The 22561-nt window shown below is 67.3% G+C and carries 18 protein-coding genes; 11 read left to right on the top strand and 7 right to left on the bottom strand.

The annotated features are described in order from the left end of the window. Nucleotides 1-60: 60 nt before the first annotated feature. Nucleotides 61-1383, bottom strand: coding sequence for a sensor histidine kinase (locus FDO65_RS17710; RefSeq protein WP_137451065.1), 1323 nt, complete (start codon nucleotides 1381-1383; stop codon nucleotides 61-63). A 552-nt stretch (nucleotides 1384-1935) separates the two neighbouring features. On the opposite strand from FDO65_RS17710, the gene FDO65_RS17705 reads away from it, so the two are divergent. The 6 genes from FDO65_RS17705 to FDO65_RS17680 all read left to right on the top strand — a co-directional run bounded on the left by FDO65_RS17705 (nucleotide 1936) and on the right by FDO65_RS17680 (nucleotide 10009). Continuing rightward, nucleotides 1936-3810 (top strand): DUF4012 domain-containing protein, encoded by a 1875-nt coding sequence (locus FDO65_RS17705; RefSeq protein WP_137451064.1) that lies wholly within the window; start codon nucleotides 1936-1938, stop codon nucleotides 3808-3810. A gap of 320 nt (nucleotides 3811-4130) precedes the next feature. Continuing rightward, nucleotides 4131-4832 carry a hypothetical protein gene (locus FDO65_RS17700; RefSeq protein WP_137451063.1) on the top strand — a complete coding sequence of 234 codons (702 nt, stop codon included), beginning with the start codon at nucleotides 4131-4133 and terminating at the stop codon, nucleotides 4830-4832. A 131-nt stretch (nucleotides 4833-4963) separates the two neighbouring features. Further along, nucleotides 4964-6460 (top strand): tyrosine-protein kinase domain-containing protein, encoded by a 1497-nt coding sequence (locus FDO65_RS17695; RefSeq protein ID WP_137451062.1) that lies wholly within the window; start codon nucleotides 4964-4966, stop codon nucleotides 6458-6460. Nucleotides 6461-6492: 32 nt separating this feature from the next. After that, the gene (locus FDO65_RS17690; RefSeq protein WP_137451061.1) at nucleotides 6493-7719 is read left to right on the top strand and encodes a glycosyltransferase family 4 protein; all 1227 of its coding nucleotides are present in this window, start codon (nucleotides 6493-6495) and stop codon (nucleotides 7717-7719) included. Beyond that, nucleotides 7719-8771 carry a glycosyltransferase gene (locus FDO65_RS17685; protein WP_137451060.1) on the top strand — a complete coding sequence of 351 codons (1053 nt, stop codon included), beginning with the start codon at nucleotides 7719-7721 and terminating at the stop codon, nucleotides 8769-8771. The genes FDO65_RS17690 and FDO65_RS17685 overlap by 1 nt, the downstream gene beginning before the upstream one ends. Beyond that, entirely contained in the window at nucleotides 8768-10009 is a 1242-nt protein-coding gene (locus FDO65_RS17680; RefSeq protein WP_137451059.1) for a lipopolysaccharide biosynthesis protein, read from the top strand. The genes FDO65_RS17685 and FDO65_RS17680 overlap by 4 nt, the downstream gene beginning before the upstream one ends. Nucleotides 10010-10027: 18 nt before the next feature. Here FDO65_RS17680 and FDO65_RS17675 read toward each other — a convergent pair whose 3' ends face one another. The 5 genes from FDO65_RS17675 to FDO65_RS17655 form a co-directional block, all read right to left on the bottom strand. Then, the gene (locus FDO65_RS17675; protein WP_137451058.1) at nucleotides 10028-11392 is read right to left on the bottom strand and encodes an O-antigen ligase family protein; all 1365 of its coding nucleotides are present in this window, start codon (nucleotides 11390-11392) and stop codon (nucleotides 10028-10030) included. A gap of 71 nt (nucleotides 11393-11463) precedes the next feature. Further along, nucleotides 11464-11856 (bottom strand): DapH/DapD/GlmU-related protein, encoded by a 393-nt coding sequence (locus FDO65_RS17670; RefSeq protein ID WP_205850139.1) that lies wholly within the window; start codon nucleotides 11854-11856, stop codon nucleotides 11464-11466. A 167-nt stretch (nucleotides 11857-12023) separates the two neighbouring features. Then, complete coding sequence (locus FDO65_RS17665) at nucleotides 12024-13160, bottom strand: glycosyltransferase family 4 protein (protein ID WP_137451056.1); 1137 nt, start codon at nucleotides 13158-13160, stop codon at nucleotides 12024-12026. Then, the gene (locus FDO65_RS17660) at nucleotides 13157-13693 is read right to left on the bottom strand and encodes an LbetaH domain-containing protein (protein WP_137451055.1); all 537 of its coding nucleotides are present in this window, start codon (nucleotides 13691-13693) and stop codon (nucleotides 13157-13159) included. Before FDO65_RS17660 ends, FDO65_RS17665 begins: the two co-directional genes overlap by 4 nt. Further along, nucleotides 13690-14670: a GDP-L-fucose synthase family protein gene (locus FDO65_RS17655; RefSeq protein WP_137451054.1), complete on the bottom strand. Its 981-nt coding sequence runs from the start codon at nucleotides 14668-14670 to the stop codon at nucleotides 13690-13692. The genes FDO65_RS17660 and FDO65_RS17655 overlap by 4 nt, the downstream gene beginning before the upstream one ends. Before the next feature lie 137 nt (nucleotides 14671-14807). Here FDO65_RS17655 and gmd point away from each other — a divergent pair, with 137 nt between their 5' ends. From gmd to FDO65_RS17630, 5 genes are all read left to right on the top strand, one after another. Next, on the top strand, nucleotides 14808-15818 hold the full coding sequence (gmd, locus tag FDO65_RS17650; protein ID WP_137451053.1) for a GDP-mannose 4,6-dehydratase: 1011 nt from the start codon (nucleotides 14808-14810) through the stop codon (nucleotides 15816-15818). A 4-nt stretch (nucleotides 15819-15822) separates the two neighbouring features. Then, nucleotides 15823-17421, top strand: a complete 1599-nt coding sequence (locus FDO65_RS17645) for a sugar transferase (RefSeq protein ID WP_137451052.1) — start codon at nucleotides 15823-15825, stop codon at nucleotides 17419-17421. A gap of 158 nt (nucleotides 17422-17579) precedes the next feature. Beyond that, the gene (locus FDO65_RS17640) at nucleotides 17580-18890 is read left to right on the top strand and encodes a UDP-glucose dehydrogenase family protein (RefSeq protein WP_137451051.1); all 1311 of its coding nucleotides are present in this window, start codon (nucleotides 17580-17582) and stop codon (nucleotides 18888-18890) included. A 228-nt stretch (nucleotides 18891-19118) separates the two neighbouring features. Beyond that, a complete protein-coding gene (locus FDO65_RS17635) occupies nucleotides 19119-19868 on the top strand; it encodes a sensor histidine kinase (RefSeq protein WP_137451050.1) in 750 nt (249 codons plus the stop codon). A gap of 16 nt (nucleotides 19869-19884) precedes the next feature. Beyond that, nucleotides 19885-21510, top strand: a complete 1626-nt coding sequence (locus FDO65_RS17630) for an ATP-binding response regulator (RefSeq protein ID WP_137451049.1) — start codon at nucleotides 19885-19887, stop codon at nucleotides 21508-21510. A gap of 98 nt (nucleotides 21511-21608) precedes the next feature. On the opposite strand, the gene FDO65_RS23155 is transcribed toward FDO65_RS17630, so the two are convergent. Beyond that, complete coding sequence (locus tag FDO65_RS23155; protein ID WP_137451048.1) at nucleotides 21609-22205, bottom strand: helix-turn-helix transcriptional regulator; 597 nt, start codon at nucleotides 22203-22205, stop codon at nucleotides 21609-21611. Nucleotides 22206-22561 lie beyond the last annotated feature (356 nt).

The raw sequence follows: 22561 nt of genomic DNA, 5'->3' as shown, positions 1-22561 counted from the left end.
TGCTGCAGCCGGTGATGGTGTGGGGGTGTGCGCGGCGCGGCGGAGGCCGCCCCGACCGGGTCAGGGATCCCCGGGCGGCGCGGACGACGCGGGGATGCGGAAGGTCACCGTGGTTCCCCCGCCCGGAGCGGCGACGATGTCCAGGGTGCCGCCGTCGGCGACGGCCCGCGCGCGCATGGTGGCGACGCCGAGATGGCCGGGGCCGGAGCTGAGATCGGAGGCCCCGACGCCGTCGTCGGCCACCCGGAGGCGTACCTGACCGTCGATCAGCTGGAGATCCACCCGCACGGCCGACGCCTGGGCGTGCTTCCGCACGTTGACCAGGGATTCGCGGGCGATCTTCCACGCGGTGCTGGCTCGGGCCGGGCTCAATGGCACCTGCTCCAGGCCCGTGACTTCGATGCTCATCGGCCAGCCGACGAAGATGCCTTCGGCCAGCCGCCGCAGCGCGATCCCGAGACCGTCGGTGAGATCGGCGGGCGTCATGGAGATGATGAGGGACCGCAATTTGCCGACGGCGCGTTCCAGCACGTCGATCCACCGGTCCATGCCGGCCGGTCGCTGATGGTCGGGAGTGCTGTCCATCAGCATCATGACGGCGACGATGAGTTGCATCGGTTCGTCGTGGATCGCCTCGGCGAGCAGGACGCGTTCGCGTTCCTCCACGGTGCTGAGCTGCTCGATGACGGAGGCGTATTCCAGGCGCAACCGGGACAACCGGTCGGCGGCGGCGCGGCCGTCCAGTTCGGCGCGTTCCAGGCGGGTGCGCAGCCGCTTCACCGTCAGGGCCGAGCCGATGCGGTCGGCGACGATCTGTGTGAGGTCGTCGTCGGCCGGCTGGAACTCGGTGGTGACCGGGGTCGTGGTCGTCCGGATGCAGCGCAGGTATCCGACGACGATTTGGTCGGCGCGGATCGGCGCGGAGACGACGTGCAGCAGGCTGTCCGGCAGCGGGAGCGCTGAGGAATGCGCGAGGTCCTCGCGCCAGCCCGGGGCGCGGGCGCTGGACCAGGCGCGGTTGCCGAGGCGGTCCAGGACGCTGGGCGGCCAGCCCGGGTCCCACAGCAGGGCGGCCTGGACGAGGTCCGGATCGTTGGTGTCGGCCTCACGCAGCGGTTCGGACACGACTTCGGTGGTGACGCGCTGGCGGTCGGTCGAGAAGACGCGGACGGCGACGATCCCGCCCAGGGTTTCGGCCATGACGTTGACGATGCTGCGGAGAAGAGCGCTGGGAAGGCCCTGTTCGGCGCTCATGATGTCGCCGATGCGGCGGAGCAGCGCAGTTCGCGCGGCGGCGGTCTCGGATCGTCGGACCAGTTCGGCGGGGTCGGGCGTGGTGTCGGGGACAGCGAGACCGCCGGCCACCGTTCCGGTGCTGCTCACGACCGCGACACCCCCCGTGCCTCGTTCTGGCGGGCGCGATGACGATGCGGTGACCCCCCGGTCCGACCGCACCTGGGCTTCGCCCTCCCGACGAGTCCCGGCGCTCCTGCGGCAGAGCGTAGCAGCGCAGGCACCCGTTGTGATGGCCGAGTTGCATCCGTCCAGTGACGTCAGCAGACCCTGTGAAGGGCACGCCGACGAGTGATCACAGGGCGGGGCCGTCCTGGTGGCGGAGGCGGCCGTCGTTCACTCGAAGGTGGGGCCCGTCGTGGCTCGCCGCTGAGCAGCTCTGGGTCCGAGCGGGGGAATACTGCGGCCGGCCTGTGAAGGCCCGGCGGGACGACGTGGCCAGGTCTACTGTCACATGGAGTGACGGGGGATCAGCATTCAGTAGGTACTGGGGGATCGGCGGCGGAGTCGCCGGGCGGTGGCGCGCGGGCAGCGGGCGACCCGCCGGCGGGATCCGGGACCTCAGGTGACGGAGCGCCGGCCGAGGGTGCGGCGGGTCCGTCGCGCTACACCGTCACCACCTACGTGCCGCCGGAGCCGACGGTGCAGTTCGCCGACCGGCGCCGGTTGACTCCGGAGGAGAAGGCCGCCGAGCAGGAGGCGCGGCGCAAACGCCGTCGTCGTCGCCGGGTGATCGGCTGGTCGATGATCGCCGCCGGGTGCCTGGTGCTGCTGGCCGGCGGGTGGGTGGCCTTCCGGGCGTACCAGGCTTATACAAACCTTGATGCCGCAGCGACCCGGGTGCAGGACCTGCAGGAGCAATTGGGTGGTGACGGCGCCGGGGTCGACTCGCTGGACGAGGCGGCCGCCCGGCAGACCATCAGTGATCTGCAGGCCGACGCCGCGGCGGCGCGGTCGGCGGTGAGCGACCCGCTGTACCGGATGGCCACCGGTCTCCCCCTGGTGGGCGCGAATCTCGATGCTGTGGGCACGGTCAGCAACACCGTCAACTCGCTGGCTCAGGACGTCATGCCGCCGCTGCTGGACGTGGCGACCACGCTGCGGCCGGAGAACCTCGCCCCGAAGGACGGGGTCATTCCGCTGGCTCCCATCCAGCAGATCTCGCCGACCCTGCAAAATGCCGACGCCGCGATCGACCAGGCACTGGTGGACGTGGGCGGTATCGACCGGTCGGCGCTGGCCCAACCGGTGGCCGACGCCGTGACCAAGCTCGGCGACAAGCTCGTGCAGGCAGCCGATCTCACCGACCCGGCGGCGCGGATCGCCCGGTTGGCCCCGGCCATGCTGGGCGCGGACGGGCCGCGGACCTGGCTGGTCGTCTTCCAGAACCCGGCCGAACCGCGGGCAACCGGGGGCATCTTCGGCTCGTTCGCGCTGATCAGGGCGGACCAGGGGAAGATCGAGATCCTCGACCAAGGCGCCTCTTCCCGATCGATCGGTTGGTTTCAGCAGCCGATCGCGGAGCTGACGGCCACCGAGAAGGGACTGTTCGGTGACCTGCCGGGGCAGTTCCCGCAGGACGTCAACCTGACCCCCGACTACGAGCGCGCGGCGCAGCTCTACACCGACATGTATATGGCACGGACGGGGACGAGCGTCGACGGCGTCCTGGCTCTGGATCCGGTGGTGCTCTCCTACGCCCTGAAGGGGGCGCCGGCCATCGAGGTCGGTAACGGCGTGACCCTGGACTCCGGGGATCTGGTGGAAGCCCTGCTGTCCCGGGCCTACGCCCAGTTCGACGAGAACGACCAGGCCGCCCGGGACGAGTTCCTGGCTGCGGCGACCGGGAAGATCTTCAGCACGGTGATGAGCGGCGGGGTGAACAGCCGCGCGGTGATCGAGGGCCTGCGGCAGGGGGTGCGCGAGCACCGGGTGCTGATCCAGTCAAACAACGTGGGCGAGCAGGCGGATCTGTCGAACACCGACCTGACCGGCCAGTTGGACGGTCTCGGCGCGACCCGGCCGACTGTCGGTGTCTTCCTGAACGACGCGACGGCGGCCAAGCTCGGCTACTACCTCCAGCCGAAGGTGGTCGTGACGGACGGCGACTGCCGCACCGATGGTCGCCGCCTGCTGGACGTGTCGGTCACGTTGACCAGCGATGCTCCTTCCACCGCCACCCCCCTGCCCGGTTATGTGCTGGGGGACAGCGAACTGGGGGCCCAGCACGGGGTGCTGACGGATGTCCTGGTGACGGCGCCGCTGGGCGGCGGCATCGTGTCGGCGACCCGGGACGGCGGCGACACCGCCTACAGCCGTGGCGAGATCGACGGACACGAGACCGGTTCGGCACCGATCCAACTCCTTCCGGGGGAGACCAAGACGGTGGTCTTCCAGGTGCTCAGCCCGGTGGGCTCGCCGGCCACCGATGTCGCACCGCGTCTGGTGACGTCACCGCTGGTCAGCCCGTGGACGACGGAGGTCGGCGCCTATCGCGTCTGCCGGGCGGAGGGCTGACAATGACCGGGTTTCACCTCCTTTCCGCCGGCCTGGCCGTCGGTGTCCGAGTCACTATTCCGGGGGAATCCGGACACGGAGGTCAGGCGTCCGCGACGCGTCTTGGTCACCCTCAGTCACGCAAAGCAGGAGCACGAAGCGGGGGGACACCCGCGGGGCCGACCTTGAACGAGTCAGTTACGCAGAGCAAGTCGACTGCTACACAGCGTCAAATCGGTGTCTTATGCTTCTCACATCTTCTTCCTCCGCAGGGTGGGCGGGGGGACCAAGTCTTCAGAGGGGGGCACTCCGTGCTGCGTAAGCTCGTTTCAGCTCTGGCGGTGGCCTTTGTCGTGACGCTCGGCAGTGCCGGCGTAGCGGCAGCGGCTCCGTACGATCCGCCGGCCGTTGCCGGCGACCGCACTCCCGGCGGGGGGGTCGAACTCCTCGGTAGCGGGTTCGGCACCGACGCCGGGGCCGACTCGTCCGTCACCGTCACCGTCGTCATCAACGGCGTTTCGACGACGTACACCTTCCCGGTGGACTCCGACGGTAACTTCCGCGGCACCATCCCCGGTATCGGCGACAACGCCGCCACCATCACCGTTGTCGGTGACCAGTCGGGCAAGACCAAGACGGTGCAGATCGCTGGCGTCAGCCAAAGCACCGACGCGACGACCACCGCTGTCGTCACGTCGACCATCCTCGTTCCGACGACGGTCGCCGTTCCGACCACCGTCAACGGCACGCCGACCACGTCGTACATGCCGTCGACCGTCACTTCGGTGGCGACCATCGGTGGGAACAGTGGTTCCAGCGGTGGCGGCTACTGGAACAACTCGGGTAGCGGATCGTCGGGCGGCTCGCAGGGCGCCTACAGCGCTGGTGGCTCTTACAACCCGAGCTTGGCCAACACCGGTGCCAGCATCGCCGGTCCGATGGCTATCGGTATCGGAACGCTGACCGCTGGGTTGGGCCTGCTGTTCTTCGGGACGCGGGGTGTCATTCGTCGTCGAGGTGTCCGCGGCACATCGTCCAGCTGATCCCGGTAGGTGCTAGGAAAGGGCCCGCGCCAAAGTGGCGCGGGCCCTTTCGCTTTACCGGAACGTCTCCCCCGTCGTGCGGGAATTCGTGTACCGTAGGTGTAGGGGCAGCGACTTGAACGCAATTCGCCGTGGTCGCTCGGGGTCACTACATCCGCACGGGGGAAACTGTGGATTTGCCGAGGTTTGGTCGCGCTCTGCGACGTAGCTGGTGGGTGATCGCGGTCGCGGTCGTACTGGCTGCCGGAGGTGGAATTGCCTACACGGCCATCACCCCCGCACAGTACGCGAGCACAGTGACGTTCTTCGTCAGAACGCCCACTGAACAAATCTCGGGAGCATATCAAGGCGACCAGTTTGCCCAAAAGCGAGTGAATTCTTACGTTCAGCTCGCCGAGAGCAAGCGTCTCGCGGATGCGATTCTTGAAGAGACGCAATTGCCCCTGACGAGCGAGCAGCTGACGCAGAAGATCAGTGCGCAAGGCGATCTCAACACCGTGCTACTCACGGTGACGGTCACCGACTCCGACCCGCAGCGCAGCCTTGACATTGCTCAGTCGCTTTCCCGGACTTACGTGTCCCTCGTTTCCGAACTCGAGACGCCGCCGGGATCTACGACACCCACGGTGTCGCTCGACGTGACGTCAGCTCCGACCCTGATACCCACGCCAGTCAGACCGCGACCTCTGATCAATATCGGGCTCGCGGTAGCTGTGGGTCTACTTCTCGGGATCTTGATCGCCGTCGTTCGCGACCTGCTCGACAACACGATACGTACCGCTCGCGAGTTAAAGACCGAAAGCGGTGGGGCTGTTCTGGCGTCGATTCCGTTCGACAAGTCGGCGGGAACCTCGCCACTCATCGTCGAGAGTCACGCGCTGTCTGCCCGTGCTGAAGCTTTCCGTCAGCTCCGGACCAACCTTGAATTCGTCGATGTCGATCACCCGGCCAAGGTGCTGGTCGTGACCTCCTCCTTGCCGGAAGAAGGGAAGTCGAGCACGGCGGCGAATCTCGCTCTGGTCTTCGCCGAGGCAGGAAAAAAGGTCCTGCTCATTGAGGCAGACCTTCGCCGGCCTCGCGTCGCCGACTATCTCGACCTCGAAGGTGGCGTCGGGCTCACCAACGTGCTTGCGGGGCAGGCTGAGCTCGATGATGTCCTGCAGCCGTGGGGCGTCGGCGGCCTGAGTGTGCTGCCCAGCGGTTCGGTGCCGCCGAATCCCTCAGAGTTGCTCGGTAGCCACAGCATGCAGGAACTCCTGCAATCGATGCGTCTGATCTTCGACATCATCATCATCGACACCCCGCCGCTCCTGCCGGTCACCGACGCCGCAATTCTCGCCGCCCATGCGGATGGAGCGATCGTGGTGGTGCGCTGCAGCAAGACGACCAGAAATCAGCTGGCGCAGTCCAAGCTAACTCTGGAAGCGGTCGACGCGAGAATCTTCGGGTTCGTCCTTAACATGGTGCCGCCCAAGCATCCGGAAGTGTACGGATACGAGACTTACCACTACGGAGCCGACTCGTCGAGGTCAAGCGCAGAAAAGATCGACGGTGTTGGGCAACTGCCTTCACAAGGTTCGCCCGATGACAGCGGTCACCGTGCGTCCGCTCAAGGCGCGCTGCGCTGAGGAGGGCCGTGACATGCACATCCAAAGCAGCCATGTCTGACGATTCGATCTGTGTCGTCGGCATGCACTTCGCGCCGGAGACCACCGGTAATGCGCCCTACACGACGGCTCTGGTCGGTGCTCTGGCCGAATCAGGCGTCGATGTGCACGCCATCACCGGGGTTCCGCACTATCCGCAGTGGAAGGTGCAACCCGAGTACGTCAGAGGTCTGAGGTGGGCGGAGCAGGGCGATGGATTCCGGCTAACCCGGCTCCGCCACGCTGTGCCCAGAAAGCCTGACCTGATCGGGCGGCTGCGGATGGAATCAAGTTTCTTTTCGTTGGCCTACCCGGAAGTTCGACGCGACCGTTCGTCGGCGGTCATCGCGGTCTCTCCCACGCTGTCGGGTCTCGCCGCGGCCAGGATCGGCGCACGGGGAAGGCCTGTAGGCGTTCTGGTCCAGGACCTGAACGGCAACGGTGCGCGACAGGCCGGCCTCACCGGCAGTCGGGTCTCCGACACCATCAACCGCCGGGAGATGGATTTGCTGCGCCGCGCCAGTCTGGTAGGCGTAATTACCCCGCGCTTTGCGGAAATTTTGGTCGAGAACGGGGTTGACAGTTCGGCCATCCGGCTTCTGCCGAACTTCGCCCACGTGGAGCCCGTCGCCGCCTCCCAGGCTGAATCGCGTGCGCGTCTGGGTTGGCAGCAGGACGGTCGGTATGTCGTCCATACCGGCAACATGGGGCGCAAACAGGGTCTCGAGACAATCCTCGAGGCGGCACGGTTGCACGCAGACAATCCGAGGATCACGTATGTGCTGGTCGGGGACGGTAACCAACGCAGCAATCTGCAGAGATCTGCGGAAGGTCTCACCAATCTACGATTCATGGACCCGGTCGATGACGGTGACTATCCGCATGTTCTCAACGCGGCAGACGTTCTGGTTCTTTGCGAGCGAGTCGGAGTCAAAGAGATGTCCCTCCCGAGCAAACTGACGTCGTATTCAGTCGCCGGGCGGCCGATCGTCGCCTCGGTTGAACGGGGTTCCATCTCGGCCGAGCTGTTGCGCAAGCACGATGCGGCGAAGATCGCGAATGCAGGTTCGGCCGAATCACTGGCGTGCGTTATCGACGAGGTGCTGGCGGATCCCGCAACCATGCAGAGCCTGGTCGATGGCGCTGGTCGCCTGCGATCTGTCGTGGGCGGAAGGGCTGAGGCGGCTGAGCGATACAAGGCTTTCGGCCGCGAACTGCTCGACCTGCCAGGTGGACCGTGATGGCTGCGGCCGCAGTCGGACAGTCGCATTGCGCCGTCGTACTGATCGTCGAGTCGAATCCTAGCGGGCACCGACTGAGCTACGTTCGGGTCATCGCTGATCAGGCAAGATCAGACGGTCATGCCGTTCGCATTCTGCTCGGTGGGCGATGCGAAGGTCACGAGAACTTCGGACTGCACCTTTCGCAGTATGACTGCGTGGTGTCTTTCGGCGGCGAAAACCTGAGTATAGGTGAGATGGAGCAATTCTCATTGCGGGTGAACGCCACAGTTGTCGTCGTCCCCGATGGCGACACTCTGCTCGTGCCGCTTCTGCGACGTGCCGGATGGTCGGGAGGCGGCCGCGTCCGTCTCTTGGTCATGCGCGCACCTCGATTCGAGACCAGAGGACTCCGGCGCTTCGTTAAGTCCATGGTGATATGGGTCGCCGCCCGTGCACGGCGGACCACTGTCCTGACGTTGGTAAGTTCGGTCGAGCCGGCACCCGGGCATCACGAGGTGCGTGATCCCGCAAGGCTCGTACACGATCAGCGAGTCGCACCCCCTGACGGTCACCACCGGATCCTAATGATTGGGGCGATCACACCTCGCAAGAATCCGGAGCTCGTGATCGACAGTGTCGCCCTGCTCGATCGACCGGATGTCGAGCTCGTGGTCGCCGGCACCGTGGCGAATTCGTGTGCCCGGACGATCGCAGAGGCGCCGGATCGCTTGTCGAGGTCGGGCGTGAAGTTCGTTCATGATGCAAGGCCGCTCTCTGACGACGAGTTCGACGCCTACGTATCGTCGTCGTCGGTAGTTGTCCTAGCGCATTCCAACAACGGCCCGAGTGGCGTTCTCGCGAAGGCGGCATTGGCCGGGGTGAATGTGGTCGCGGCCGGCGCACCGTCGTTGCGGGCCGATTGCGACGTGCTGGGCAACGGCGCCGAGTGGACCTCTCTGCGGGCGCCCGACATAGCAGCGGCCATCGAGCGCGCTCTCGCCACCAGGGGTGCGAAGCCGTTTCCGGCAGCAACCGAGAGCGAGTTCGCTCGCAAGATGATGGGCCTATGACGTCGACCAGGCAGACCCGCCGCGCAGGGGTTCGACGCCAGACCCTGTTCTACACCGTCGCCCTGGGCCTGGGTTCTCTCGTCACCGGGGTGCTGTTCGTCTTCGCCGCACGCTCGATGCCGCCCGGCACCTTCGGCCTCGTGAGCACCAGCATCGGTATCGCGACCGTCCTGGCCGGGGTGATCGACTTCGGGACTAACAGCTTGTGGGTGAGGGAGCTCTCGGACTCCCACACTTCCGTCGGGGTCGTTGCTCGACAGATGCGTGGCAAAGCCGTGGTAGCCGCGGCGACGGCAGGCGCGCTGGCCGCCGTGCTGGGTACGTGGCTCACACCTGCCTGTGCCGTGGTTGGTCTGTATCTGCTGGCCCTGGTCGTCGCCCAGATGTCGGTCGTGCCGCTGAGAGCCCGTGTGATGCCCGCGCGGGTGGTCTCGTGCACTGTGGCGGACCGGTCGGTCGCCGCTTCGACGATGCTGGCTCTCAGCTGGTTTGATGTCGAACCGGCGCTGCGTCTTCCCGTCGCCCTGTCGTTGGGTTCCTTCGCCGGCGCTGCACTTGCGATGTGGAGACTGGAAGGGCGAAGCGAATTCATCTCGTGCAAGTCCGTGGCAATGCCCTGGGGCGGCGCAGCGTTCTTCGGGCTCTCAAGCTTGGTGCTCGCTGTCCAGAATCTAGACCAGGCCGTCGTGCTCAAAGTGGCAGGTGCCTCCGCTGCCGCCGACGTGGGGGCGGTCTCTCGATGGATGTCCCCCATCGGCCTGATCGGCACAGCCCTGGCGAATACCGCGGGACCGCTCGCCGCGCGGGCGCCCGATGTCAGGTCCGCGTGGTCGACAATGAAGCCGACGCGCCCTTACGTACTCCTGGCCATCTGCGTGGGAGCCGTCAGCAGCTTGCTGAGCCCGTGGCTCGTCCCGGCCGTTCTCGGGACTGCCTACGCGGGTTCCATTCCCGTATTCCAGATCCTGGCTATTAGCGCCACGATCACAGTCCTGAGCCAGCCGGTGGTGACCATCCTGCAGTTCCGCGGCTACGACCGCACCGTTTGCTGGGTGGTGTGGTCCGGCGTGATGCTCCAGTTCACCGTTCTCTTCTCAGTCGTCTCGACCATGGGCGCCATCGGGTGCGCCATTGCTTCATTGACCTGCCAGGTCTTCATTCTGGCGGCGTTGGTCTGGGCGACGTGCATCAAGGTTGCAAGAGAATCGAAGACGTCGGTCGCGACCGCAGGCCGGTAGAACCTGGGTAATCGGGCTTCAACGAACGGCGTGCTGACCGGTTTGTGAAGCCGCTCCCGATCCAGGCCCCGGGATCACAGGCGTCACTCGCGACCGAGGATGACCCGCTGCGGCGGCATTCCCCCGTGCAGCCCGATTCGGGCACTGGGAGCCGTTGTGCGATTCAGGATCGTCCGGTGTATACGACACCGCAAGCAGGGCCAGGACCGCCAGGGCAGGGAAGAGATACGGCCGACCCGGCGCGGATATCACCTCGGTGAGAGAGCCGCTCAATAGAACGCAGACGACGCCGAGACTCCAGCGCCGAGCGGAATCATCCTGCGCGCTCAGTACCGCCGTGGTCAGAGCCCCGGCCAGTAGGAGGCATCCGATGGCACCACTCGCCACGAGCGACTCCATCATCAAGTTGTGGGTGGAGTAATTGGCCGAGATCCCGTCTTCTCCCCCCAGCCGCACCCAAAAGCTCGAACCGTACCCAACCAGCGGACTCTCGGCGGCCAGTCCTCTGGCGCTCAGCCAGAGTGTGGCGCGGTAGGTGAATTCGTCCCCGCGGTAGGCAAGTAGGGGAAGAATGACGCAGGTCGCTCCCAACGCAATTGCCGTCACTGCTTGCATAAGGTTCGAGTTGGTCCGCCTGCACCACCGGTCGACGATCGCGACGACGATCCCGATGATCCACGAATACAGTGCTGTTCGGCTGCTCGTCAGGTCGACGAGGGCCAAGCTAGCTGTGCTGATGACGAGAAATTTCCAGCGGCCGTCAATGATCAGGAGGCACAGCGCCGCGGCGATGGCATAGAAGATGCCCAACGCGTTGCCGTCCCCCGCCGTGCCGATGGACAGTCCCCAGACCGAGCACTTGTCCGTGCGGCAAGGGCCGAAGAAGTCGGATGACTGCGCGATCCCGATCATCGCAATCGCGATGATCGCCGTGAGGGTACCGAGCCGCAAACCGTTTCGGATCTGGCGGAGGTCGTAACCGGTTCGACGGCCGAGAATCGCGGGAAGGAACACCGCAAGAGAGAGACACGCCTGTGCCACGGATTCTCCGCCGAAGGCGAACGCGAGAAGGAGGACGAAGTAGGCACCGATCAGCCCGCCGGCCCAGTTGATCGACAGGGTGCGCGCAGCCAATGTCTGCAGAACCATGATGACGCCGACCACGATCAGCGGGATCATCCGAACGGCGGTGGCGAGAGTCGCAGTGCCGGAGAGCACGCCAATGCTGAACAGGGCCACCACGCCCGCCGTGACCATGGCCGTCCAGGCCCACCAAAACTCGATGGTTGGTCTACGAGTCCGGAGCGGACGTCTGACGAGCAATGCTGCCACCCAGAACACCGAGCTCAAGATGGTGACGACGAGTGGCATGGTTGTGGGCATACGGGCGGCTCCTGGTGAAATGGGTCGCTGCGGCAGGTGTCGAGAGCTGCCGATCGTTCCTGCGCGCAGTTCTAGAGGTACTCGCGAGTGCTGTTAAGCACGTCTAGGTGACGCCGGCCCTGCGAGTCATCGAATCTCGCGCCGACGACTCGGGCTGGGCATCCTGCAACGACAGCGAAGTCGGGTACATCGTTGATGACGACCGCTCCAGCTGCGATGACTGCTGCATGCCCCACGCGTATGCCGCTGAGAACGACAGCGCCGGCTCCGATCCACACGTCGTCGCCGATCGTGATGAGGTCTTGCGGGGTGGGTTCGCGGTTGCCGACCCACGCTGACAGCACGACCGGCACGCCGATCTCATCGATCGCATGATCCTGTCGCCCCACGACGGCGACGTTGGCGGCGACGAGGAAGTAGTCCCCGATAGTGCCGCTGACGTCGATGAGGGAGTTCCGACCCACACAGGCGTGGTCTCCGATCGACAGGTGACCAGGCGAGGAGACGCGACTGCCGGGACTGGCCCGGAAACTTTGTCCCACGGTGACCGTGGAAGACAGTGCCCGCTTGTTGAGCAGACGCCGAGCTGACCGTTCGACAACGGCCGGTACCCGGCTCCGACCGGTGGCGCTCATACGGCGTCCTCGGTGATGTCCACAGAAGACAGTGGCCACCCGGTCGCCAGGACGAGATTCTGCATTCGGCCCTCGCAGGCCGCCTGCAGTCCGGCCGCCATGTCCTCAGCGCAGTAGTAATCGAGCACCGGGCGTCGGACCTCCGAGGGCTCGGGCTGCTGAAAACCGTTGATGGATTGGAGTATTTCGGTCAGCTCCGTCTGGTCGTCGTAAAACAGGACGTTGCCGAAGCCGGCCAGTTCGATCTCCGGTGCATGCGGTTCGTGACGCGAGACCAGCATGGGCACTCCGAATCCAAGCGACTGGGTCAGGCTCAACCCCGCGTAACCGGGGGAGACGCTCAAGATGGTTCGATCGTAGATGTCCCGCAGCACCCGCGGGTCCGTCACCTGGCCGGTGAAATCCACGGCGTCCGCGCACCCCAGGGTCTCTGCGAGCGCCGCCAGATCATCCGCCATGCTGCCGGTTCCTACGATGCACAGCCTCGTCGAGTTTCCGGCCAGCCCGGCGGCAGCAAAGGCCCGAACGAGCTGGTCGACCTTCTTCGCCGGTTCGAGTCGACCGACGTAGAGGATCAGATTGCGCCCGTCGACGCTCCCCGCCGGCCCTAGCTGCGCCTTGCGGTACAGGGAATTGGGGGCGACCCAGACCGGCTGGTCGGGTAAAGCAGCCCGGGCTAGGAGCACACTGTCGTAGCCGTACAGGACGGTGCCATTACTGATCCGCCGCAGGAACTGACGGAGTGAGTTCGTTCGGGAATCCGCTCCTGCCCGGGGATGGAGATGCCCCCACAAGAGGGTGCGTCGACGGAGTGCCCAGCGGGCCAAGGTGAGGATCCATGCGGTCAGGGACCGCGGATTGAGGTCAAGGATCGCCACGTCGGCTCGCAGCACCTGCCCCCAGTGGCCGGTCTGCAAAAGCAACCGACGCCCGGCGATGAAGCGGTTGCTCACCGCGACGTACTGATCCGAGCGGATGCCCGTTCGAACCGTCGGATCGCAGTGCCGGTCTCCGGTGAAAATGGTGACCCGGTCACCCATCGCTTCCTGAAGGGCGTCGATGCACTCCTGTCGGTAGAACGGCACGACTGCCAGGTAGAGCACCGCGGACGTCAGGCTGCCGGACGGCTTCATCGCGTTCGCACTCCCCGGGCCTCAGGGGCGAGCACGGTCTCGCACGGTGCGACGTCCCCGGCGACCAGCGCTGTCGCGCCGACCGTGGCTTCCCGCCCGATGGTCACTCCGCGCAGGACGGTAGCCCGAGCAGCGATCCAGGCACCGTCCTCTACCACGATAGGCGCGTTGTCGAATTCGAAGGTCGCCGAGCGCCGATCATGGGATCCGGTGCACAGCAGGACGTCCTGTGAGATGCAGACGTCGTGGCCGATGGTCACCGGTTCCAGGTTGAGAATCCAGACGCCTTCACCCACCCAGCTGTTGTCGCCAATGGCGAGCTTCCACGGCCAATGGATGCGGACGCGATGACGAACGAGGACGCTTTCGCCTATCTGCGCACCGAAGCCGCGAAGGATGGCAACCCTGACCTGTCGCGGGCACCACCACCGCATCACCACTGACCCGGAGACAACCAGCCAGGCGAGCTGCCACAACGGGCCGCGCCCCCGGTCGTATCCGACGCCGGTGAAGCCGGCGAGATTTCGGGTCACCGGCGGAACTTGTCCTGGTTGTCAAGGAACCATGCGTACGTCTCGCGGAGCCCCTCGCTCAGGGGTATCTCGGGCTTCCAGCCAGTTGCCTTCAGGCGCGAGACATCGAGGAGCTTGCGCGGCGTGCCGTCCGGCTTGCTGGCGTCCCAGTGGATGTCGCCGTCATAGCCGACGGTCTCAGCCATCATGTCGGCGATCTGGGCGATGGTGTGGTCTGTCCCGCTCCCGATGTTGATGGTGTCGGGGCTGTCGTAAGTCTCCAGCAGATGCAGACAGGCAGCGGCCAGGTCGTCGACGTGGAGGAACTCGCGGCGGGGCGTCCCGGAGCCCCAACATGTCACCGCCGGAAGGCCGCCGAGCTTCGCCTCATGGAACCGACGCATCATCGCCGGCAGCACATGGCTGTGCTGCGGGTGGAAGTTGTCACCCGGCCCGTACAGGTTCGTGGGCATGGCCGAGATGTAGGCCAGGCCGTACTGCCGCCGGACGGCTTGAATGCCGAGGATGCCGGCGATCTTGGCGATCGCGTAGGCGTCATTGGTCGGCTCCAGGGCGCCGGTCAGCAGCGACTCCTCGCGGATGGGCTGTGCGGCGAACTTGGGGTAGATGCAGCTGGAACCCAGGAACAGAAGGCGCGGCACTCGCTGGGCGGCCGCAGCATCCAAGATGTTGGTCTGCATCCGCAGGTTGTCGGACAGGAAGTCGGCCGGGTACGTGCTGTTCGCCATGATCCCGCCGACCCGCGCGGCGGCGTCGATGACGACGTCGGGCCGCATCTCCTCGAACCGGCGGAAGACAGCGTCGCGGTCGCGGAGGTCGAGCTCCCGCGAGCTCCAACCGACCACATCGGTGAAACCTTCAGCCCGGAGGAGGCGGCAGATCGCCGACCCCACCAGCCCCCGATGACCCGCGACGTAAACCCGCGCGGTCCGATCGAGCGGCCCGACAACAGGGCGTTCGACATCCATGATCGTCATTGCAGTTTCCCCCAGAACATTTCGTCACACCCGCGCCCACCGCTACACTGCGTGTGACTCGACCAACCCAGCGTAGCGGTCAGGGTGGGGCCGCGGGAAGGTATCGAGTCACAAGTCGACGACGGGGGTCATCGGAAATGTCGCGTACCGCATTCATCACTGGCATCACCGGCCAGGACGGCTCATACCTAGCAGAGCTGTTGCTGCAGAAGGGGTATCAGGTCCACGGGCTCATCCGCAGGGCGTCCACCTTCAATACCAGCCGCATCGATCACCTCTATCAAGACCCGCACGACGATGCGGCCCGCCTTTTTCTGCATCATGGCGATTTGACCGACGGGTCACGCTTGGTGACTTTGTTGGAGCGAATTCAGCCCGATGAGGTCTATCACCTCGGCGCGCAATCACACGTTCGTGTGTCTTTCGATGAGCCCGAGTTCACCGGTCTCACTACGGGTATGGGAACCGTTCGCCTGTTGGAGGCGATCCGTTCCACCGGGGTGCCGGCCAAGTTCTACCAAGCCAGCAGCTCGGAGATGTTCGGCGCAACCCCGCCCCCGCAGTCCGAGAGCACGCCGTTCTGGCCCCGGTCGCCCTACGCGGCGGCCAAGGTGTACGCCTACTGGACGGCCCGGAACTACCGGGAGGCCTACGGCCTCTACGCGGTCAACGGGATCCTGTTCAATCACGAGTCACCACGGCGTGGCGAGACGTTCGTGACCCGCAAGATCGCGATGGCGGCGGCCGCCATCGCCGCCGGCAAGCAGGAGCACCTCTACCTCGGCAACCTCGATGCCATCCGCGACTGGGGTTACGCCAAGGAGTACGTCGAGGGCATGTGGCGCATGTTGCAGGCGCCGACCCCGGACGACTATGTCCTCGCTACTGGGACGGCGTACTCCGTCCGCGACTTCCTCGGCTTCTGTTTTGAGGCCGTCGGGCTGGAGTGGGAGAAGTACGTCCGGTTCGATCCCCGGTACGTGCGGCCCTCCGAGGTCGACGCGCTGATCGGTGATCCTGGCAAGGCCGAGCGGGTGTTGGGCTGGAAGGCGGAGACGCTGGCGCCGGATCTCGCTCGCCTCATGACCCAGGCGGAGATGACGGCCCAGCCGAGCGCGTTCGCGACCTGGCAACGACCGGCAGTCTGACGCCATGTCGGTCATCGCCTCCCGGGCCCAGCCCGACCAGGAGGGTCCGGATGAGACGCGCCCTGCTGCTGCCTTCGTCGATCCCGCCGACCCGGCCGGCCCCGTCGAAATCACCAGCGCCGCAACGACCCGTGACGAGCCGGCTCTTCCGACAACCGTCGACCGCTGGTCGGTGCGACTCCGGACCCGCCTGCTGCTGACCGACACGGCGACGGTTGTGCTCGTCGTCTTCGCAAGCCAAGCCCTGCGCATCAGTGATCGCACGCAGGTGGTCGTCGACGGCTTCGGCTCGATCAACTACTGGGCCATCTCGACGTTGCTGAGCGCGCTGTGGATCGCCTCGCTGGCCATCTTCGGCGCCTACGACAAGAACATCCTGGGCGCCGGGGCCAGCGAGTACGGCCGCATCGGCAAGGCGTCGTTCTACCTGTTCGGCTTCACCGCCATCGTGTCCTACCTGCTGCAGGCCGAAGTCGCCCGCTCCTACCTGATGATTGCCCTCCCGTTGGGTCTGTTCGGCCTGATCGGCGGGCGGTGGGTGTGGCGGCGGCTGCTCGCCGAGTACCGGCGGTCGGGGTCGCACCTCAACCAGGTGCTCATCGTGGGCAGCCCGCAGCGGGCGCATGATTTGGCCCGGCGGCTGCGGGCCGAACCGGCCGCCGGCTTCCGGGTGGTCGGGCTGTGCCTCCCCGGTGCGCCTGATGTCACCCCGAACCAGCACTCCGCTTCTCCGCTGATGACGGACGACGGTTTCGAGGTCGCGGGCGGCGTGGGGGACATCCTGTCCGCCATCCGTCTCACCGGCGCCGACACCGTCGCCGTCGAGGCGTCGGAGTCGTTCGGCCCGGAAGAGGTGCGCGAACTCGGGTGGAAGCTCGAGGGCACCGGCGTCCGTCTCGCGCTCGCCCCGGCCCTCACCGATGTCGCCGGCCCCCGCGTCCACGTCCGACCCGTCGCCGGCCTGCCGCTGCTCTACGTCGAGGAACCGCGTTTCCGCGGGCCGAAGCTCATCGCCAAGACGGCGCTGGACGTCGGCCTGGCCACGATCGGCCTCGTCCTGCTGTCGCCGGTGTTGCTGGCCGTCGCCGTCCTCATCAAGATCAAGGATCCCGGGCCGATCTTCTTCCGGCAGAACCGCGTCGGCTACGGCGGCAAGGTGTTCCGCGTCTGGAAGTTCCGCACGATGATCCACGGCGCCGACAAGCAGGTCGACAAGGCGAAGGACGAGGCCGGCCAGACCGCCAGCGTCTTCTACAAGTCGGCCAACGACGCCCGCATCACCCCGCTCGGCCGCTTCCTGCGCAAGACGAGCATCGATGAGCTGCCGCAGCTGTTCAACGTCGTCGCCGGGCAGATGAGCATCGTCGGACCGCGCCCCCTCGTCCCTGGGGAAGGGGCCGAGATCGGGAACTTCCTGGAGCGGCGACGCCTCGTCCGTCCCGGCATCACCGGGCTCTGGCAGGTGTCCGGTCGGTCCGACGTCAGCGCCGAGGAACGGATCCGCCTCGACTTCTACTACGTCGAGAACTGGTCCGTCGCCGGTGACCTGGTCATCATCGGCCGCACCGTCAAGACGGTGCTCGCCCGCGAAGGCGCCTACTGACCGGGCCCGCGCCGGTGAGTCGCCCGGAGTGACGCTGCGAGCGCGCGAGTGCAGTTCCCGTCACGGCGCCCCCGTCGCGCGACCCCCGTCCGCTACCGTTCGTTGCGGAGGGCACCGGCGCCCGAACGGACCGTCACCGCAACATCGAGGATGAACGCATGAAGATCTCAGTCGTGGGCTGTGGGTACCTGGGCGCCGTCCACGCCGCGGCGATGGCCAAGCTCGGTCACGAGGTCGTCGGTGTCGACGTCGACGAGAACAAGATCGCGCTGCTGGCCAAGGGTGAGCCGCCGTTCTACGAGCCGGGCCTGCCGGAGCTGCTGACCGAGAGCATGGCCTCCGGTCGGCTCACGTTCACCACCGACATGGCCGACGCCGCCGACGCGAAGGTGCATTTCGTCTGTGTCGGCACCCCGCAGAAGCGCGGCGAGTACGCGGCCGACATGCGGTACGTCGAGGGTTCCGTCGAGTCGTTGATCCCGCACCTGCGGTCCGACTCGCTGGTCGTCGGGAAGTCGACCGTGCCCGTCGGCACCGCCGGCCGCCTGTCCGAACGGATCGCCGAGGCCGTCCCCGGCGCCCTGCTGGCCTGGAACCCCGAGTTCCTCCGTGAGGGTTTCGCCGTCCAGGACACCCTCACCCCCGACCGCCTCGTCTACGGCCTGCCCACCGTCGGGGCCGAGACGGCCAAGGCCCTGCTCGACGAGGTCTACGCCGACATCCTCGCCCTGGACACCCCGCTCATCGTGGCCGACTACCCGACGGCGGAGCTGGTGAAGGCGGCGGCGAACGCCTTCCTGGCCACCAAGATCTCGTTCATCAACGCGATGGCCGAGGTCTGCGAGGCCAGCGGGGGTGACGTCACCAAGCTGGCCGACGCCATCGGCTACGACAACCGCATCGGCCGCCGTTTCCTGAACGCCGGGCTCGGCTTCGGCGGCGGCTGCCTCCCCAAGGACATCCGCGCGTTCATGGCCCGCGCCGGCGAGCTCGGGGCCAGCGACGCCCTCGGATTCCTGAAGGAGATCGACGCCATCAACATGCGGCGTCGCGTCCGCATGGTCGACCTGGCCCGTGAGGTCTGCGGGGGCTCGATCATCGGCCGCCGGGTCGCCGTCCTCGGCTGCACGTTCAAGCCCGACAGCGACGACACCCGCGACTCACCGGCCCTGAACGTCGCCGCCCAGATGAAGCTCCAGGGCGCCAGCGTCGTGGTCCACGACCCGCAGGGCATGGACAACGCCCGTCGCGCCTGGCCGGACCTGGAGTTCGCGCCCTCCGCCGCGGACGCGGCCCGCGGGGCCGAGGTCGTCATGCTGCTGACCGAGTGGCGCGAGTATCGCGACCTGGACCCGACCGAGTTCGCCCGGCACGTGGCCGCCCCGCGCATGCTCGACGGGCGCAACGCGCTGGACGCCGAGAAGTGGCGGGCGGCCGGCTGGACCTACCGGGCGTTGGGGCGCCCCTGAGGCCCGGAGATCGGGCTCACACCGACGTTCCCCGGCTCGCCCGGTAGCGCGGGAGATCGACTGTATGTCCGATCTTCGCAGGTCACGGTGGTTCGTTCAGCGATCGGCGCTTCGTTTTGTTCCCCCAGATGGCCGCGGTATTCGCTTACCATGATCACGTAGCGAAGGCAGTGTTTGGGATCGTGGACGCGGGGAAGTCCTGCGGTTGCAGTCGATGGGAGTCGGCGCATGATGCAGTTCGAAGGACCGCCACCGGGAGCCGGCCTCCCGGTCGACCCGGTGCTGAGGACCGCGTCGATCGGGACGGACGCCGACCCGGCGCCCGAGCGGCTGAACGAGGACGAACCGGCCGTGACCCGCCTGGGAATCGACGACCTCCGGCTCGACACCTACGCCCAGATCCTGCACGACGAACCGCTGCAGCTGGTCATCGCGGCCATGCTCCGCCTGGACGCCGTTCCCGCGCAGTACCGTCTGCCGGCCCTGACCCGTTCGGTCGAACTCCTCGAGCGGACCGTGGACCGTCAGCGACACCTGGTCCACGCCATGGGGGCACCCGACGACGACGACAGCATCGCCGTCGTCGTCGGCCGGGACGCCGCCGCGCTGCTCGCCGGCCGGCAGGTGCGGATCGCCGTCACCGACCGGTCCGGCCTGCGGCTGTGCGCCCGACTCGAACGGGCCGCCCGGGACATCCTCTTCGCCGCGCTCTGCGAGATCCGGCTCCGCAGCACGCTCACCGCCGTGCATCTCGACCTGCACGCCGACGCCGGCGACCTCGTCGTCACCCTCGAGAACGACGGCGACGGCAGTGTGCCGCGCGGCCCGCACCCGGCCCCGCCCGGTCTCGCCGACCTGCGGGTCCATGCCGCCGCCGTCGGCGGCACCCTGGACATCGGGCCCGGGAACACCCTGACCCTCACCCTGCCTGCGGCAGCACCGGCCCGCCCGGTCGGTCTCGCCGCACCGACGTCGTGACCCCGGCCGGGCCGTCGTGACCGAACACGCTCCCTTCGACGCCGCCAACTGGACGACCGGTGTACGGGCCGTGCCTGCTCTGGTCGATGACCGTCGACCGGTCGGGGCCGAGCGTTCCCCCGGCCAGATCGTCGACACCTTCGTGGCTTTCGCCGCCGCCAGTGTCGGCGACGGCGCGGTCTTCTGGCCCGCGGAAGGCCGCTTCGAGGTCGACTGGCGGCCGCGCGTCTGCCATCCCGACGGCGACATGGCCCGCATGATCAAGAGCGGGCTGTCCCTGCCGTCCCACCGCTCGACAGCTCCCGACCTGCGGCCCCGCCACGAGGTCCTGCGCGACGTGCTCCTGGACATCACCCCGGCGGCCCTCGTCGTCCCCGTCGACGTCGACGGAGCCGAACTCGGCCACCTCGGCGTCTTCTCGCTCCGCCCCACCGCCCGGTACGGCCCGGCCGACCACGATCTGCTGACCCGGGTGGCCGTCACCGCCGCCGCCGCCCTGCAGCACGCCGAGGTGCGAAGCCACCCGGGCGCGGGGGGAAGCGCCGTCGTCGAGGCCGACCCGAGACACTCGGCGGGCCCCGCCGGTGACCACCGGCGCCTGCTGGACCGGATGGCCGAACTGGAGGACGAGGAGCGGCGCGCCCTCGGCGAGGCCATCCACGACGCCCCGATCCAGCAGATCGTCACCGGTGTCGTCCGGCTCGAATACCTGCGGGACAGGGTCGACCAGCACGGGCAACAGGTCATCGACGGGGTCACCGACCTGCTCGAGGAGTCCCTGGACTGGCTGCGCTCGCTCATCGTCGTCTCGCTGACCCCGCCCGACCTGGCGCCCGGGATCGGGCCCGCGTTGGCCGTTCTCGCGCGTCAGGTGCTCGCGGGCACCGGGACGCGCGTCCGGATCGCGGGTCCCGCTCATGCGAACCTCGACCGGTCCGCGAAGCTGGCCGTCTACCGGATCTTCCGGGAGGCGCTGCTGAACGTGGCCCGGCACGCCGAGGCCGATCTCGTCGTCATCCGTGTCGAGTCACGCGCCGGCGAGATCGAGATCAGCTTGCGTGACAACGGTGTCGGCGGTGTGGACGGGAAACCCGCCGGCTCACGCGGGCTCTCGATGATGGCCGACCGGGCCCGCAACCAGGGTGCCGAACTGGTCATCGACAGCCCGCCCCGGGGCGGGACGACCGTCACCGTGCGGTTCCGCACCTCCGTCCTGCCCGTGCCCGTCTCGCCCGGGGCACTGGCCGCCGCCTCGCTGGCCGCGCCGCCGTTGGTGTCCCGCGCCCGCAACCGCGTCCTGGTCTGCGACGACCAGAAGGACCTGCGAGCGGCGGTCACCCTCGTGCTGGCCGACAATCCGACCGTCGAGGTGGTCGGGGAGGCCCCCGACGGGGACACCTGTCTGCGGCTGCTCGAAGAGCGCCGTCCGGACGTCCTCATCGTCGACGTCAGCATGCCGGGCGGCGGGCCGGACCTGGCCCGGGCCATCAAGACGATCCGGCCGGACTGCCACGTCATCGTGTTCTCCGGCCGCGCCGACGCCGCCACCCAGGAGGCCATGCTGGAGGCCGGCGCCGATCAGTACGTGGTGAAATCCGGTCGGCTCCGGCGATTGATCGAGGCCCTGGAACGGGCCATCTGAGCCGGCGGGCCGGTGGCCCCGCGGCGAGTGCCGGAGAAACGAACGAGGTCCCCGCGGGTGTGCACCCACGGGGACCTCGATCGGTGAAAAGCCCTGCGTCAGACGATGTATCCCCGTCGCAGACCCTGTGCCACCGCGTGCGCCCGATCGCGGGCGTCGAGCTTCACGAAGAGCCGGCGGCTGTGCGTCTTGATGGTGTCCTCGGTCAGGAACAGCTCCCGGCCGATCTCCCGGTTGGTCCGGCCGTCGGCCATCCCCCGCAGCACCTGCATCTCCCGCTCGGTGAGGTTGTCCGGCACCTTCGGCGTCAGGCGACGGCCGGTGGCCCCGCCCGCGTTCGGACCGGCCCACCGCAGCACCCCGCGGGCGCCACGGCGCACCGCGGCCGCCAGCAGATGCGGGTCGGCCAGGTCGCCGTAGACGACGACCGTGGTGCTCGGGTGCAGGCTCAGCAGCAGATCCAGCGCCTGGGTGCCCAGGTTGGGCGACAAGGCGATGAAGACCAGATCCGCGGGCTGCCGCTGGAACTCGTCCACCAGCGCGAAGCCGTCGACCACGCGACGGACCTGCGCGCCCTGCGACTCCAGCGTCAGCGCCGGATCCGGAAACCGTCCGCCGCCCTCGCACACCAGAACGGTGCGGACGGCATGACGGGCGCGCGGGATCGCTCCCACGCGAGCTTGTACTTCGGTCATCCTTGGTCCCCCTGTGTTGGGGCGATCCCGGTCGCGTAGTCACCCACCCGACCGGGACCGCCATTCCCCCCGAAACGTCGTGACCGGGCAACCACCCCATGTCGGCCGGTACGACAGCGTCACCGTAACTGTTGGTGCCGAAGTTGTCACTACGTGTAGCAAGCCACCGAATGAACTCATGCGGACGCGTCGATGTACTGATGTGATCGCCCGGAGTGGATGACATACCCCCTGAATGGCTGACCGGCCCCGTGTCGGACCAGTGCGACCACGCTGAGCGACGTGATCTTGGTCCTCTCACCCGTTTCACATTCACGCTGTCCCGGGAGAGTGGTTCTTCGGTCAGCCACCGGACG

The sequence above is a fragment of the Nakamurella flava genome (assembly GCF_005298075.1).
Taxonomy (GTDB): Bacteria; Actinomycetota; Actinomycetes; order Mycobacteriales; family Nakamurellaceae; genus Nakamurella; species Nakamurella flava.
This window is presented reverse-complemented; position numbering and strand designations above follow the sequence as displayed.

What these genes read in the sequence shown, in the direction of transcription:
- FDO65_RS17690 (WP_137451061.1), top strand. Translation starts at nt 6,493, where the DNA reads ATGTCTGACGATTCGATCTGTGTCGTCGGCATGCACTTCGCGCCGGAG.
- FDO65_RS17685 (WP_137451060.1), top strand. Translation starts at nt 7,719, where the DNA reads ATGGCTGCGGCCGCAGTCGGACAGTCGCATTGCGCCGTCGTACTGATC.
- FDO65_RS17680 (WP_137451059.1), top strand. Translation starts at nt 8,768, where the DNA reads ATGACGTCGACCAGGCAGACCCGCCGCGCAGGGGTTCGACGCCAGACC.
- FDO65_RS17675 (WP_137451058.1), bottom strand. Translation starts at nt 11,392, where the DNA reads ATGCCCACAACCATGCCACTCGTCGTCACCATCTTGAGCTCGGTGTTC.
- FDO65_RS17665 (WP_137451056.1), bottom strand. Translation starts at nt 13,160, where the DNA reads ATGAAGCCGTCCGGCAGCCTGACGTCCGCGGTGCTCTACCTGGCAGTC.
- FDO65_RS17655 (WP_137451054.1), bottom strand. Translation starts at nt 14,670, where the DNA reads ATGACGATCATGGATGTCGAACGCCCTGTTGTCGGGCCGCTCGATCGG.
- gmd (WP_137451053.1), top strand. Translation starts at nt 14,808, where the DNA reads ATGTCGCGTACCGCATTCATCACTGGCATCACCGGCCAGGACGGCTCA.
- FDO65_RS17645 (WP_137451052.1), top strand. Translation starts at nt 15,823, where the DNA reads ATGTCGGTCATCGCCTCCCGGGCCCAGCCCGACCAGGAGGGTCCGGAT.
- FDO65_RS17640 (WP_137451051.1), top strand. Translation starts at nt 17,580, where the DNA reads ATGAAGATCTCAGTCGTGGGCTGTGGGTACCTGGGCGCCGTCCACGCC.
- FDO65_RS17635 (WP_137451050.1), top strand. Translation starts at nt 19,119, where the DNA reads ATGATGCAGTTCGAAGGACCGCCACCGGGAGCCGGCCTCCCGGTCGAC.
- FDO65_RS23155 (WP_137451048.1), bottom strand. Translation starts at nt 22,205, where the DNA reads ATGACCGAAGTACAAGCTCGCGTGGGAGCGATCCCGCGCGCCCGTCAT.